The 13,456-nt window shown below is 44.6% G+C and carries 15 protein-coding genes, 1 tRNA gene and 1 pseudogene; all 17 read right to left on the minus strand.

The annotated features are described in order from the left end of the window. The 17 genes and pseudogenes from K1J10_RS03155 to K1J10_RS03235 all read right to left on the minus strand — a co-directional run bounded on the left by K1J10_RS03155 (position 1) and on the right by K1J10_RS03235 (position 13,452). A complete protein-coding gene (locus tag K1J10_RS03155) occupies positions 1-1,500 on the minus strand; it encodes a distal tail protein Dit (RefSeq protein WP_223355843.1) in 1,500 nt (499 codons plus the stop codon). After that, positions 1,497-5,306, minus strand: a complete 3,810-nt coding sequence (locus K1J10_RS03160) for a tape measure protein (RefSeq protein WP_223355844.1) — start codon at positions 5,304-5,306, stop codon at positions 1,497-1,499. The genes K1J10_RS03155 and K1J10_RS03160 overlap by 4 nt, the downstream gene beginning before the upstream one ends. Positions 5,307-5,326: 20 nt before the next feature. Next, a complete protein-coding gene (locus K1J10_RS03165) occupies positions 5,327-5,926 on the minus strand; it encodes a Gp15 family bacteriophage protein (protein WP_223355845.1) in 600 nt (199 codons plus the stop codon). A 1-nt stretch (position 5,927) separates the two neighbouring features. Beyond that, positions 5,928-6,287, minus strand: coding sequence for a hypothetical protein (locus tag K1J10_RS03170; protein ID WP_223355846.1), 360 nt, complete (start codon positions 6,285-6,287; stop codon positions 5,928-5,930). 65 nt (positions 6,288-6,352) lie between these two features. Next, on the minus strand, positions 6,353-6,811 hold the full coding sequence (locus K1J10_RS03175; protein ID WP_223355847.1) for a phage tail tube protein: 459 nt from the start codon (positions 6,809-6,811) through the stop codon (positions 6,353-6,355). Beyond that, the gene (locus K1J10_RS03180; protein ID WP_223355848.1) at positions 6,812-7,213 is read right to left on the minus strand and encodes a minor capsid protein; all 402 of its coding nucleotides are present in this window, start codon (positions 7,211-7,213) and stop codon (positions 6,812-6,814) included. Next, positions 7,210-7,572, minus strand: a complete 363-nt coding sequence (locus K1J10_RS03185) for a minor capsid protein (protein WP_223355849.1) — start codon at positions 7,570-7,572, stop codon at positions 7,210-7,212. Before K1J10_RS03185 ends, K1J10_RS03180 begins: the two co-directional genes overlap by 4 nt. Continuing rightward, a complete protein-coding gene (locus tag K1J10_RS03190; protein ID WP_223355850.1) occupies positions 7,572-7,913 on the minus strand; it encodes a putative minor capsid protein in 342 nt (113 codons plus the stop codon). The genes K1J10_RS03185 and K1J10_RS03190 overlap by 1 nt, the downstream gene beginning before the upstream one ends. Next, entirely contained in the window at positions 7,900-8,307 is a 408-nt protein-coding gene (locus K1J10_RS03195; RefSeq protein ID WP_223355851.1) for a hypothetical protein, read from the minus strand. The genes K1J10_RS03190 and K1J10_RS03195 overlap by 14 nt, the downstream gene beginning before the upstream one ends. A gap of 14 nt (positions 8,308-8,321) precedes the next feature. Further along, positions 8,322-8,519, minus strand: a complete 198-nt coding sequence (locus K1J10_RS03200) for a hypothetical protein (protein ID WP_115283096.1) — start codon at positions 8,517-8,519, stop codon at positions 8,322-8,324. A 5-nt stretch (positions 8,520-8,524) separates the two neighbouring features. Continuing rightward, entirely contained in the window at positions 8,525-8,683 is a 159-nt protein-coding gene (locus K1J10_RS03205) for a hypothetical protein (RefSeq protein WP_172020711.1), read from the minus strand. Positions 8,684-8,697: 14 nt separating this feature from the next. After that, positions 8,698-9,567, minus strand: coding sequence for a capsid protein (locus K1J10_RS03210; RefSeq protein WP_223355852.1), 870 nt, complete (start codon positions 9,565-9,567; stop codon positions 8,698-8,700). Between the two features lie 18 nt (positions 9,568-9,585). After that, entirely contained in the window at positions 9,586-10,149 is a 564-nt protein-coding gene (locus K1J10_RS03215) for a phage scaffolding protein (protein ID WP_223355853.1), read from the minus strand. Between the two features lie 64 nt (positions 10,150-10,213). Then, a tRNA-Trp gene (locus K1J10_RS03220) sits at positions 10,214-10,284 on the minus strand. Positions 10,285-10,408: 124 nt separating this feature from the next. Then, complete coding sequence (locus tag K1J10_RS03225; RefSeq protein ID WP_093651470.1) at positions 10,409-10,633, minus strand: hypothetical protein; 225 nt, start codon at positions 10,631-10,633, stop codon at positions 10,409-10,411. A gap of 144 nt (positions 10,634-10,777) precedes the next feature. Then, positions 10,778-11,936: pseudogene (locus K1J10_RS03230) on the minus strand (phage minor capsid protein); the annotation flags it as partial. Positions 11,937-11,940: 4 nt separating this feature from the next. Next, positions 11,941-13,452 (minus strand): phage portal protein, encoded by a 1,512-nt coding sequence (locus K1J10_RS03235; RefSeq protein ID WP_317629277.1) that lies wholly within the window; start codon positions 13,450-13,452, stop codon positions 11,941-11,943. Between the last annotated feature and the right edge of the window lie 4 nt (positions 13,453-13,456).

Below are 13,456 nucleotides of genomic sequence, written 5' to 3' on the forward strand. Positions count from 1 at the left end.
CTATAGATACCTTTCTCTAAATTCTACTTTCACCGACGGCTTGACCCTTGCCCAGCTCGAACAATAAACCTCTAGTTTACTGTTGCCAGGAGGGATAGTGATGAAATTTGAGCCGTGGACAATGTCCATCACTCGCTCAATCCCATCAACGATAACCGTGTCATTCTCACAATCTAAAATCACATTTGATCCCATCGGGTAGCGGTTTGGGACATCTCTGGTTGCACTAACAAAATCCTTTTGATAGTAAATGCTATCAAGGTACATGTGAGTTACTAGAGGTTTATTACCAAGTGCTCCAAAAGCCACATGGATTTTAGCTGACTTTCTACCTTTAATTTCGGGGATCGTAAACGTGTTATATCCACCCCACCAAAAAACAGTGACCTGATCATCATTGCGTTTGATATCAGACCATCCCCTGGGCTCATTGAATGGGTTGTGATAATCCCAATGCGTCCCTGTAAAACTCCACTGCTTAACCATGTTGTAGCCACCTCTACCGTTGCTAGCCATGAAGTTATACTCGCAACCTAAGCCGTTATACCGTTTGAACGTCTCAACTCCATACAAAAACTGTCCCTGGTCGTCAGAGACAGTCAATTTGATAAAGCCAAACTCGTTGGCAGCGCCAAGCCAAAAAACCTGCCTCCACCAGATATAGTCATTAAGAGAGCCAGTAGCTCCTGAGCTATCTGCTGGAATTGTCCAAGTCAAAGACCCTGCATTGTTTGGTTGAGGTCCACTACCTCGACTAGTCAAGGCTAAATGTGGACGTCCCCAAGCATTATCAATCCCGACGGTACCTTTTAAATTTTGACTTGTATCATTCAAAACAGCTACATTCTTTTGGGCCTGCGATAGACCTGTTGTGATTTTGCTATCTCGATAGTCAAATAGCACCTCAGAACGTCTGTACTGCTCTGTATCAGCTTCCTCACGGTCTCCGACCTCTAAGGCCCCGTTTACATTAACAAGGCCGATATAGCCGTTTTCTGAGTTGTTTTTAACAGTGATTACAGGAACTGCATCATCATTGCCATTGTTGATAAGGTCGAATGTGATCTTGTCACCTGATGCCGTCCCATTTTCAAATCGTCGATAGGTTGAGCTGTGAGCTACACCATCAGGGATAAGGATTTCAAACTCCCCTTTTTGGAACCAACGGGTTACGTTGTCCATATTGACAGAACCAGAGATCAAGCCCATATAGTACTTGTCTGGCTCGTCACTGATGGTTATTTTAACTGCCTCATTGGTCTTGAAGACACCAGCCAGCGTGTGCTTGGCTTGCTCAAGGCTCGCACCATCAGAAAACTGCATGGCAAACTTAACCTTGATGATTTTGGGTCCAGTTCTCACTTCTTGCAGATTAACTCCCAACCGTGGGGCATTATTGGTAGTGATTGACCTTTCATTCCCCACAGGTCGGATGATTTCAATTATGCGGATGACCTTTGAGAGGTCAAATCCATTGAAAATTATAGTGTCATTGTTCATCGAATTATCCCTCTCATCATGTTATCCAGCATTAACTTGTCATTTTGGAAGTTAGTTATAGGAGCCCCGATTTTAGCAACCAGAGTACCATCATCAAGCATCAAGTTGACTGGACGCTTAACAGCCTCCTCAGCCACTTCTAGCGCTCTAGTGAGAGCTTTGTCCGATTGCTCTCTAATCACTTCAATCTGGCTTGTCTCAGCACGTTCTGTGCGTGATTTGAGCTTGAATTGACTTGATAGAGTGCTACTGCCAAGACCTAAGAGATCCTCAACGCCAAATTTAAACGCTGACATCTCTCTTTGCACGTAAGCTAGGCTATCGGTCACATCAGACGTGTTTTGCTCGATACCTACAGCGATACCTTGAGCGATATAGCGCCCGACATTGTCCCTGAATAGCCGTGATGGACTGTGGATTTTGGCTTTAGCTTGAGCTGCACGCTCAGCCTGTGCTACAAGAGCGTTGGCTGCCGCTGTAACTGCTCCAAGAGCTGAGTACATACCTTGCGCCAAACCTTGGCCAATCATGGCACCAATTCCTACCATCATACCAGCGCCTGCTGCCGCTGTAGAACGGATTGCGTTGACCATTGCTGACATTGCAGCTGTTGCTGATCCAATGCCAGCACGGATGCCGTTAGTTACGCCATTAGCAACGCCACGCCCTGCTTGTTGACCTGCTTGAGTCATTTGGACCGCTGACATTCTTATAACCATAACAATCTGCATCATGCTACTAGTAACAGATGCTACTGCTTGCATCATGCTAGAACGGATTACAGACTCTACTCTTGACATGCCAGACATAGCGGCAGATGCCACTTGAGACATTGCTGCCGTCATCACTGCCCCTAACTGTCCGAACATAGTACCAGACGTTGCCAGCGATGAGCCAAGGCTCATAAATGATGCTTGCATAGACTGCACAGATGCATTAACGGCCGTACTAGTAGATAAGAACGACGTTAGAGATGATACAACCGAACTTAGCACGCCCTGGATACTAGCTAACACTGATCCGAACATAGTCATGACTGATGTTGCTGTTGTGATACCAGAGTTGAAGCGTGTGAAACTACTTGTCATTTGTGTAAACATCGGTACAGCTCCAGAGAGCGATGCACCAAGTAAAGAAAATCCTTGAGCGAATGAACGGATTCCAGTAGCTGATGCTGTAGAGGCAGGGCCTAGCTGTTGCATTGCAGTTGCTACTAATGGCAGGCCAGTTGTTAATCTGGACACCATGCTTGCAGCTATCTGCATACCGCTCCCCATTTGTGAGAATACTGCGCCAACGTTTCTGCCGCTAATTTTGTACATGACTGTATCCAGTTTGTCCAAATCGGCACGGAAGCCGTTAAGGTTCCCTCCAGCAGAAGCAGCGCCAAGTCCGAGGACCGCCGCAGCAACTGCACCGATACCAGCAGCAGCTTGTAGCCCGTTGTCTCCAGCAAGTTTAACACCCTCGCCAAACAGTTTAAATCCTTGACCAGCGTCTTTGATTGCTTGGCCGATGGATTTGATAACACCAGAAACACCGTCTAAGATGCTCTTGACTGCATCACCAAAAGAACGGATGACATCTGCTGCTCCCTCAAATACAGACTTGACGGAGTTACCAAACGCCTCAATGATTGGGGCTACAGGAGTAAGAGCGCTCTGGATAGCAGAGCCAACGCTGGTGAATAGATTGGATAAGCTATCAATGATTGGAGCAATCTGACCAACCACACTAGCGAATGCCTCAGCAATAGATGATACCGCTGAGCCAATAGCCGATGCCACTTGTGCCACTGCTGGCATTACTGGGACTAAAGCCTGTACAATCTGTACAATAGCGTTAGCGATAATCTGAGCAGTAGTTGTAAATACATTCCCTAATGTTTCAATGATAGGGGCTACAGCTTCCAACACTGGTGGCAGGTTCGTCATGATGATCTGAGTTACTTGGACTATTGTGTTTCCGATAGTTTCCACAATCGGAGCAAACGCCGTAACAATTTGGGCGATACCAGACGCTATAGATTGAACAGCGGTACCTACAGCCTGAATAATAGAGCTGAATGCTGTACCAAATGCATTGACCAAGATTGCCAATTGTGGTGCTACTAAGCCGACTGCTACCACAACAGTCCCGATAGCCTCCCCAATAGCATGAATAACAGGCACGAAAGCCTGAACAGCTGGGGCAATAGTAACAATCGCCTTGGCGAATGCGCCGATGATTGAGCTTGCGATAGTAGCGAATGCTTGGCCTACCGACTCAATCACGCTACCGATACCTTGCAAGATTTTAGCAATTCCAGCGCCTTGCATACCAGCCAGAGCCATTGCTGCACCCACAGCTAAGATAGCTACAGAGAGCGCAAGGATAGTAGCAGGATTAACCATAGATAACCCTTGCCCAATGCCTCTGAATGCAGCACCTATACCTTGTCCAATACCTCTAGCAGCAGCAGCTACACTTTGGCCCAGACTGCGAATGACATTTACAATGCCATTGCTTGCACTTCGGACAACGGATTGTACTCCACTGATCCCAGTAGTAGCATTTTTCTGGAACATTCCAAAAGGATTGAACGATTTCAAGAAATTTAGAGCCTTGAAAGCAGCAATCAGACCTACTAGACCGCCAGCTATTGCCTGGATGACTCCAGGTGGCATAGATTTTACAAAGTTAGCAGCCATTGTAGCAGCCTGAGATAACCACTTGACGACTGTGCCAAGAGCATTGCCTATCGTTGTTAGCACGTTTGAAGCTGTTAGACTTTCCCATACATGGCCCAGAGCTCCAGCAATACTTTTGATTGCTCCAGCAAATGCTGAAACAGCTCCTGTATTAGCGAATGCAGACCAGAAGGTTTTAATTTTTGAAACAACGTTAGAGATGGCATTGCTAATGTTTGAGATGATGGCCTCGATATTGACACCATCGAAGAATTTGCCTAGACCTTCTGCCATCTTGTCAAAGTTGATTTTGCCAAGGGCGTCAGATAAGGCGTTTACTGCTTTGATCCCGAATGAGTTCAACTTCTCAAAGACAGGCATTAGCTTGTTAGCTAGACTTTCCTTTGCTCCGTCGATTGCCTGATCAACCGTCTTGAACTCTGTAGCCATTTTCTGGAAAGCGTCAGAGTTACCTGCTCGGTTCATGGCATCGAAGAAATCCTCAGTCTTGATTTTTCCATCTTGCACAGCTGATACTAACTCGGCTGTGGACATCCCCATCTCTTTGGCTACTGCTGCCATACCTGCTGGGGCTTGTTCCATCATGATCTTGAAGTCCATCCAAGCTACCTTAGGCTTACTTGCCATCTGTGTTGCTTGAGTGGATAGTGATTTCATGGCCTGTGCTGGGTTTTCTGCTGATGCAGCAAGTCCACCAAAGGCCTTAACTAGACTACCAACATTTTTAGTACCAACAGCATCGAGCTGTGAGTAGGTGCTAGCCATGTCGGAGGCTGAGTAGATGGTCTTGGTGGCAAAGTCCTGCATCTCGGCTTTGGCTGCCTTGATTTCATCAGTTGACCGACCAAAAGCCTGTAGGTTTCCCTCAAAGGTCTTCCACGCTTTCTGCGATCCATTAAGTTCAGAGGCCATATCACGAATACCGCCAGTAATTGTGCTGATGCCACTTGTTAGCGCCGAACTAATCAAGTTGGCACCGAGTACTGACTTAAACACAGACCCAGCTTTTGAGCTGGCACTTTCGAGACCACCAAATAAGGCTTTAAGCTTGCTGACGCCAGACTTGGCATCAGAGCTATCTATATCAACCTTGATAGTAACCGAACCATCTGCCATTGTGTACCTCCTTTCTCCGATTAGTAGTCAAATTCTTTAGGTAGAGCGTACTCTTTCTTGAGTTCTTTCATACTCTCCTTGTACTTCTTGCTGTCGCCTTTTTGGGGCTTGTAGGCCCTTATTTTAAGCACCTCAGCAAACTTTGTGTCACTAGGTAGCCCATTTAATAGGGCGTTGAATTTTTTCCAGTGTAGGCTGTTCTGTGCATCCATCAAGTCGATACCATAAGCCTGCAAAAATGATGCGTAGATGTACTCAGCATCATACTTCAAGCTAAACAGACGCTCTCCGTCCTCAGACTGGGATTGTGAGCGTATTTTGCTCTTAATTGGATTGCCAGCTAGGTCTAACACTGGAGCTGTGTCTTTCACTGGGATTATTCGGACGTGTTCCTCAAATATCATCTTAAAGATCGCTGTTGCCTCTTCTGGCGATAACTTAGAGGTAAAATCTACGCCCGTGAAAATCTGAATAGCCAGATAAGGCTTGTAGATATCCTCGATATCACCATCATTGATTAGCTCCACTACCTTCAAAACCTTGTTGAAGGCGATATTTAGCGGATACACATCATCACCAAGGACCAACTCATCTGTTAACTTCCTTGATAGATCCAGCATGTTAGTCACCTAGATACTTTTTGAGTGCGTCGACGTTATTGCGTTGCTCCCATTCGTTCACTACACCTGCGATTGTCTCAAGTAGGTAAGCCATAGCGTCTACTGTGGACTCTCCAGAGAATGCGTAGACTTTATCATAAGCCTCAACACCGAATAGAGCGGTCCATGACTCCTTGACCATACCTTGTAAGGCGTCAAGAGCATTGTTGTCAGCTTTTTCAGCCAACTCTCCTCCCTCTTTTTGCAATTTCTTGCCGACTTCTTCCATTTTGCGGATGCTTAAGTCATTTGATACAAACTCAAGAGTAAAATCGCCAAACTCTACAGGGATAATATTGTTACGCTTTTTAATTACTACCATTTTGTTATTCTCCTACTAATCAAAAATAAAAAGGGGAGCGTTAGACTCCCCTTTGAGTTAAGTTATTAGCCCACAACAACAGACTCTTTAGGTGCAGAGTTCCAGCTGATAGTAGCCTCGAATGCTTCGTATTCGGAAGCCTCACCGCCACCGATTTTGATGTCTGAGACAGTAGCTACGCCGACTTTTTGAGTCTTGCCATCTGCTTCAACCACTTTGAACCAAAGATTACGATCATCACCAGTTTTGAGCTCTTTAGATGCAATGAGCGCTTGAGCTGCATCCTCACGGATGTAGTCGCCCTCAAAGCTGTAACCTTTTTTAACAGATGTAACAACGGTTTTCTTGGTACCGTCACCGTTGTAGTACGCAACGTCATCTGTTTCTTCGTCGTTCTCAACTTCTGCAGTGGTTACCCCATCTGCAAGCCATTTCCAAGCGTCGCCTGTTGGCTCAGTAGCTGCACTGTCTGCTGACCATTCGGCAATAAAGTGCTTGCGTTTGGCATTTTTTAATTTTGGCATTTAATTTCCTCCATTTGTTTCTAATTTTGCTGTTACGTCCAGCATATAAATATAAAAGCCTTGTTCGTCACGGTCATTAAGAAATGGCTGTGAGACTTCAAGGCCCATGAATTGATACGAATTGTTTTTACTTGGTAGTTCAAGGTTGAAATCAGCAAGAGCATGATTGATGGTCCACAGGATAGAGCTGGTTTTTTCGTGATCAGTCGTTTTGATTGCCACTTCATAAACCAAGCTAATTAGCTGTTTACCGTTCATGTATTCTTTCTCAACCTTGCCACCAGGTAAAGGGTAGATAACTAAACTCTCTTTCTCTGACAAGTAATCTAAGGTACAAGTCAGAGGCAAGTTTAGCGTATTGATGAAATCTCTAAGGACTTCTGAAAAATCGTTGTTGTTCATGCTTTTACTCCCATTGCTCTTAGACCGACCTTGCCCCAATCCTTAACATGCAGAGCTGTAGCTTTCTTATCCCACCGCTTGCCTGTCCCAGGAGTGGTGTACTTTTTAAAGGTAAAACTCCTATGTTTGTTGTAGCTTGAGCCGTAAAACTGGGCTCTGGCATACGGTCCAGGGTATCTCACCCCGTCCTTTGTAGCCTGTCCGCTACCGCTAAGGTTTCCGCTCTTGCGTGGAATAAATGGGGTCATGTCCATCATCATCTGATTAGCTATTGCTAGCTTGCCTTTGGCTAAGGCTGCTGATGATACCTTTTTCTCAATGCCCTTGAGGTCAACCTTGACAGATACTTTTGCTCCCATCAGACGCACTCCACTTCATAACAAAAAATCTTTTGCTTATGTGGATAACTAACAGGAACCACAGAGGTTACTCTGTACTCACGTTTTCCGTCATTGACAATGGCATTTTCAAAGGTGTCATCTAAGACAACTGGGCAATACTTGGGATACACAAACAGGACGCTAGGCTTGGACTCTTTGCGGTTGTTCTGAGTGCCTTGCACTTGATACTGTCTATCGAACCTAACAGGTTTAAGGGTCACTGGGCTTTCTAGTATTACTTTACCCCATCCGTCTTTTTCCTCCGTTGGTTTTTGGATAGTTACAGTATCGACCAGCAAACGCTTATCAATGTCTGTCATAACCTACCCCCCTGTAGCCAAATCCTGCTGTTTTCAGCGTGTTTAGAGCGTCCTGGGACAGATTATACCTAGCGCTCTCTAAAGAGTAGCTAGAGGTGTCTCTGTAGCTCACAGAAGTACGACCAAGCGACACACTAGCCACCGATTGCTTATCATCAGCTGTCATGATACCGCTAGCGTCTAAGTAAGCCACTTGAAAAGCCGTAGCTAACTTGACCGCTTGCTTTCTGTGGTCAATCTCTTTCTCAAAGTCTATAAAGTCATAGAACCCATTAAGAAAGAGGTTGATAGACACCTCCGCCCTCTTTACGAGTTTTTCGAAGCCCTCTACTTCGTCAAAACCAAGCTCTTTAAATTCATCTTGAGTTAAGTAAGCGATAATAACCACCTCCAATTAAAAAGGCGGTGTTATTTGTCCGCCTTTGCTGCTTTTTCTTCGTTGATACGTTCAAAGAATGGACTGAGTTCTGGGTGAGTTACTTGCCCTTTAGCGTTCAACTCATCAGCTGTCTTGACATCCATGTCATACTCAGTGTCTTTGTCGTAGCTTTGCTCTTTACCATCAACGATAAAGACCACGTTTGATGTTGCTTTAAATTTAGCCATTTAGACTACTCCTTTACTGTTTTTTCTTCGATAACTACCTGAAAACCAATATTGTTATTGATTTCCTCGGCACGTTTTTTAGTGACATCAATGACTGAGCCTTTTTCAATATACTCATCTTTTTCAATGTCCCAAAAATCCGATACTACTTTGAATTTAGCCATTTAGACCTCCATTTTTAGCCTGCTGGAGCCAGTTTAGCTTTAAGGATACCTACTTTGTTTTCATCAGCAATGTACTTACCGTACTTACCAGCTCCTTGGATTGCTACACCGTAGAAGTCATCTGCGTCAATAGTACGGACAATCTGCAAGCCTACACCTGCAATACCCACACCATCAACTGCAAACATGACTTGTTCTCCCTCTTGGAAGTATTCATCAGGCGTTTCTTCCAAAACGAACCCTTTGAATTTATACAGGCTTTGTTCATCAATGTTGGCTGATGAGTTTTTAGCTGTTGTGGCAAGTTTTGAGTCAATCAAGAAATCATAGACATCTGATGTAACGTAGGCAACCCAAGCAATACTCTTAGAAATTTTGTTATTGACAAACTTCTTACGTGCTGCTGCAAATGTTTTTGTTACACCTTCCTCTGTCATTTGACCCGTCAATGTTTCACTTGCATTGTCAGACAAGGCTTTTGCAAGCAATTCATTGATATATTCAGTTTGAGCTAGGGCATTTTCTTCTAAACGCTCAGCTACAACTTTGTCAGGTACATCATTAACAATCACATTGTCAATCCCCTCATGGATTGCAATAGGAGCCTCGTAAGGAACTGTTAAATCAATAGACTTGATTTCTAGGCGTTGGCCAAAGCGGTTGGTTGAACCAGTACCTGTTCCAAACCCTACGTTTTCGCCTTTGTCATACTTTTTGATAACTGCCTTGGTGTTGTTCACTTTCAAATGGAGCATTGTGTCAGAGTCTGCTACTCCATCATAAATCTGAATTTGACCACCGAACGAACGTAAGAAACGTGAGCGGCTTTCTATAATCTTTGCCAGCATATCCATATAGTTTTTTGTGTAAATTTTTGTAGACATACTACTCTCCTTTTGTTTTTAATATTTACTCATGATTTCATCAAAAGCATTCCCCTTTTCGCCTGGTTCGGCTGCTGGGTTGCCACCAACTGAAATCTTAGGGTTAGGCTGTTCGTCTTCACCTTGGAATAAGTAAGGGCTGGACTCTTTGAGAGCATTGATAGTGTCATCTAAGATAGGTTTCCCATCTTCTCCTAGCTCAATCTTGTCTAGGTCAATGAACTTCATCAAGTCCTCAGAGTTGTAAGCTCCCACATCTTTCAAAGCAAGGGCTACAGCGTTAGTTTTGGTTACCTGGGCAAGTTTCGCCTCATTGTCAGTCTTGTACTGGTCAAATTGGGCTTGTAAGTCTGCTAGCTGTTGCTTGCTTTCCTCACTAGCTCCCTCTTTTTCCTGTAACTCCTTGACAGCTTGGGTTTGTTGCTCAAGTTGTTGTTTCAAGGTGTCGTTTTCTGCCTGTAACTCAGACTTAGCTTGTGCCTTTGTATTTTCAATACCTGCACCGTACGCTTGCATGATATTATCTAGCACTGCTTTATCTTCGATACCTGCGTCAACCAACATCTTACGTTTAAGGCTCATACCTTAACTCCTTTGTTTTACGCCACGAGGGGCAGAATTTGACAGTTTACGTCATGTCAGACAACACACTCTGTAGGATTTGAACCCACGCTATCAAGGTTGGAGCTTGATGTGCTACCGCTACACTAAGAGTGCAAAATAAAAACCGCTTGGATTTCCAAACGGTTAAGCCATAAATGGCTTGGTTGCCAATTTTGTTGGCGTCAACAAGTCAAATTTCGATAGTCTTTCCTACCAGTCAAGATGAGTGACCGCCTCCTTACTTGCGACTAAACCAAGATTTTTTAGATACCTTGTCAGCTACTTTCTTCTCAAGATAATCAAATCTTGAATTAGTAGCCTGAGCATTGCGTGAGTTAATCTGTTTCAACTCCTCAAGCTCTTTATCTTGCCTGATGATTTCATGAATAGCATAATCAAGCATAGTCTCAAGCCACTTGACTTTGTCCTCAAGTTCACGTTTCTTTTTGATACGTTTATTCATGGTTACCTCCTGATTTTTGGGCATAAGAAAAGCGCCTAGACTGTTCTAAGCGCTGATTTTTACTAATTGCTTTGCCTTTTCGTAGTATTTCAGAATACTCCTTTTTAGAGCGTTTGTCAATAGTTTTGTATAACTTTTGGACAGTATCATCATTGTAGTAGTATCTTTCTCTAGCATAATCACGGTGTAGGAATGGGTGCTGTCTGAGGTAGTCCCTCATGGCTCCCTGTTGTATCCTCACCTTGTTCTTATACTTGTCTATCAGCTCCTGGTTGCCTAGTTTCTCTGCAACGTGCAGATATTCCTTAGACTGCCTGATAGACCGTTCAAGCGCTCTCTGTTTTGCTTGGGCATTGGCGTTTTCTATCGCTTGCTCCGGTGTGATGTCCTTGACATCATCCCCTAGCTCAGGCTTGTAGTTAGCTCCTACAACAAAGGGAGTTATCTCATGCCTACAGTTGATACCTAGACAGCCTCCAGCAGAGCCGTAGCCGTAGTCTGAGAGGGCAAGGATACGCTCACCTTTCTCTGTTCTAGCAACGCCAGTAGTAACTATCTGATGTTGCAGAGGAGCACACATCTCTCTTGCTGTGGATTTCTTGGAGTAGTAAAAGGTATCTATCCCCATCTCCTCAGCTGGAGCCATCCTGACCTCACGATAGACACGCCAAGCTGTGGACTTGATAACCTGCCTAGCGTAGGTATCAGCTCTCCAACGTTTGCCTTGGCTGTCTGTAAAGCCGTAAAAGCCTTTTTTAGCCCATTTCATGACAGTATCAGCAATAGCTTTCTCTGATGTGGCAAGACCAGTGACAACCTTTGCTGTAGCCTCCTCAATGATGGACTTGTAAGCCCCTATCACGCTCTTTGGTAGCGTTGTGTTGATGAGGTTATCAATGTCATTCATAGTCTGATTGACATAGGCTGCTAGGTTGTTCTGGATAAGGCTGTTAGCAACCGTGCCAGTGCCTCCAGTAGCCTCTATAAGCTGTTGTTTGGTGTCTTGGTAGATTTGGTAGCCCTCGCCCTGGATAACGTGCCTGAGCTGTTCCTCAGCAATCCCTGAGCGTTCAGAGATGAGTTTGAGGTTATGCTCATTGAGTAGCCCCATCTCATTCATCTTCTCAAGTTGCCAGATGTAGGGGTTATCATCAAGGCTGGCAGAGCCACGCTCTTTGACACGGTCTACAACCTGGTCAAACAGGTCAAGTGTAAGCTGATGATAGATGTCTGCAACCTGACTAGCGTCAAGCATGAGCTGCTCATCATTTAGCTTGATTGGTTTCTTCTTGTCATCAGCCATCTAGTTACTCTCCGTAAATTTCTACATCATCAGGGCTACGGTCATCACTTGCCTCATCAATGGCATTACCGCTGATTTCAGCCTTAATCTCAAGAGCTTTCTCAGGGGTTACATTGAGCACTTTCTCAATAGCCATGACATCTGTACCAAAGCCAGCGTTTACAACCTTAATCCAGTAATCAAGCTCAGCGTTGCGGTCAGTAAAGACCCCATCATCAAGATTGATACTGATAGAGTCCATGTCAGGGATATTGCCCTTGTAGAGCTTGTAGGCTTTTGCCAACTCTAACATGGATACAATCAGCTCCTTGAGTGACTGCTCAACCAGACTTACAATGCTGTTCCGCATTTGGTAGGTGTCAGAGTTCTCTGAGACAATCTCTGTGGCTGTCTTCATGCTCTTGCCGTCAAAGGTGAACATCCCAACTGACACTCCTATCTGCATTTCAAAGAGTTTCAGTCCCTCATTGATAGCCTTGATATAGTCATCAGAGCGGATAGGGGTTGTAAGGTCTGTGATACCTATACCCTTGTCCATGTCGCCTGAGTCAAACTGCTCATAGACATTCTGACCTGTTTCAAACTCACGCTTGACGGTCACTTTTTCGCCTTGCTGGTTGTACTCCGTCTTAATCATCTGAGTAGGCACTGCTACCCTACGCTGACCCATTTTGACCTCCCACATAAACTCATCATAAGTGGTATTGAGGAAGTCAATAGTGGTCTTAGCGTTGTCAAAGATGGACAGACCAAGTGGGCTGTTAATGTCCTTGTTATTCATCCCTGGAGTCTTGAGATAAGTAAACAATGGACGGCTAAGCCCGTTAAGGTCTACTACCTCCTCCAAGTCCTCATAGAGCTCTGACAAAGGCACTCTAGCCCCTACGACATGCTGATTATCAGACTTGTAGAGTTCATTTGTCACAGTGTACTTGTCATCCTTGCCCCACTCATGGAGCTCAATTAGAGTGTAAAACTTCTGCTTATTACCCTCTGACTTGATAGTCTTGGTAATGATAGCAGCGCTAGAAACATCTTGAGTGTTTGACTGGAGAGGCAGAAAGACAGGAGCCTGAATGAATGAGACTCTCACCTTGTCCTTATCGACGTATGGACGCATAGCAAGCCCTCCAAGAGCCAAACAGCTCTCTAGGTACCGTTCAAAATTCTTGATAAAGCGGTCATTTTGTAGCTGTTGCTGAATAAACTCATTAGCTCTCTCATCATCTACCTTGATTTCAGCCTGCTCATTGAATACTAGGCTTGCAATCTTCTTAGAGGCTGTTCTGCCTACTGGTAAATGATTAAAGTCCCGCTTTTGCTTTGTGCCGTTGCTATCCTTGTACTCAATTTGTGGATAACGCCCTGCAAAGTATTTGAGATTTTCCCTGATACGGTCATACTCAGCACTAGACACCGCTATCTTGGGGTGGTCTGTTATGTTCGTTAAGTTTTGTGTAGTCATCACATACTTACTCCTTGTAAAGAAATTCTTGATAGTTTGTACTATTCCCATTGTT

Origin of the sequence: Streptococcus australis, assembly GCF_019930045.1 — a bacterium.
GTDB lineage: Bacteria > Bacillota > Bacilli > Lactobacillales > Streptococcaceae > Streptococcus > Streptococcus australis_D.

Excerpts from the sequence above, each read along its gene's own strand:
- K1J10_RS03155 (WP_223355843.1), bottom strand. The coding sequence starts at position 1,500 with ATGAACAATGACACTATAATTTTCAATGGATTTGACCTCTCAAAGGTC.
- K1J10_RS03160 (WP_223355844.1), bottom strand. The coding sequence starts at position 5,306 with ATGGCAGATGGTTCGGTTACTATCAAGGTTGATATAGATAGCTCTGAT.
- K1J10_RS03165 (WP_223355845.1), bottom strand. The coding sequence starts at position 5,926 with ATGCTGGATCTATCAAGGAAGTTAACAGATGAGTTGGTCCTTGGTGAT.
- K1J10_RS03170 (WP_223355846.1), bottom strand. The coding sequence starts at position 6,287 with ATGGTAGTAATTAAAAAGCGTAACAATATTATCCCTGTAGAGTTTGGC.
- K1J10_RS03175 (WP_223355847.1), bottom strand. The coding sequence starts at position 6,811 with ATGCCAAAATTAAAAAATGCCAAACGCAAGCACTTTATTGCCGAATGG.
- K1J10_RS03180 (WP_223355848.1), bottom strand. The coding sequence starts at position 7,213 with ATGAACAACAACGATTTTTCAGAAGTCCTTAGAGATTTCATCAATACG.
- K1J10_RS03185 (WP_223355849.1), bottom strand. The coding sequence starts at position 7,572 with ATGGGAGCAAAAGTATCTGTCAAGGTTGACCTCAAGGGCATTGAGAAA.
- K1J10_RS03190 (WP_223355850.1), bottom strand. The coding sequence starts at position 7,913 with ATGACAGACATTGATAAGCGTTTGCTGGTCGATACTGTAACTATCCAA.
- K1J10_RS03200 (WP_115283096.1), bottom strand. The coding sequence starts at position 8,519 with ATGGCTAAATTTAAAGCAACATCAAACGTGGTCTTTATCGTTGATGGT.
- K1J10_RS03205 (WP_172020711.1), bottom strand. The coding sequence starts at position 8,683 with ATGGCTAAATTCAAAGTAGTATCGGATTTTTGGGACATTGAAAAAGAT.
- K1J10_RS03210 (WP_223355852.1), bottom strand. The coding sequence starts at position 9,567 with ATGTCTACAAAAATTTACACAAAAAACTATATGGATATGCTGGCAAAG.
- K1J10_RS03215 (WP_223355853.1), bottom strand. The coding sequence starts at position 10,149 with ATGAGCCTTAAACGTAAGATGTTGGTTGACGCAGGTATCGAAGATAAA.
- K1J10_RS03225 (WP_093651470.1), bottom strand. The coding sequence starts at position 10,633 with ATGAATAAACGTATCAAAAAGAAACGTGAACTTGAGGACAAAGTCAAG.
- K1J10_RS03235 (WP_317629277.1), bottom strand. The coding sequence starts at position 13,452 with ATGGGAATAGTACAAACTATCAAGAATTTCTTTACAAGGAGTAAGTAT.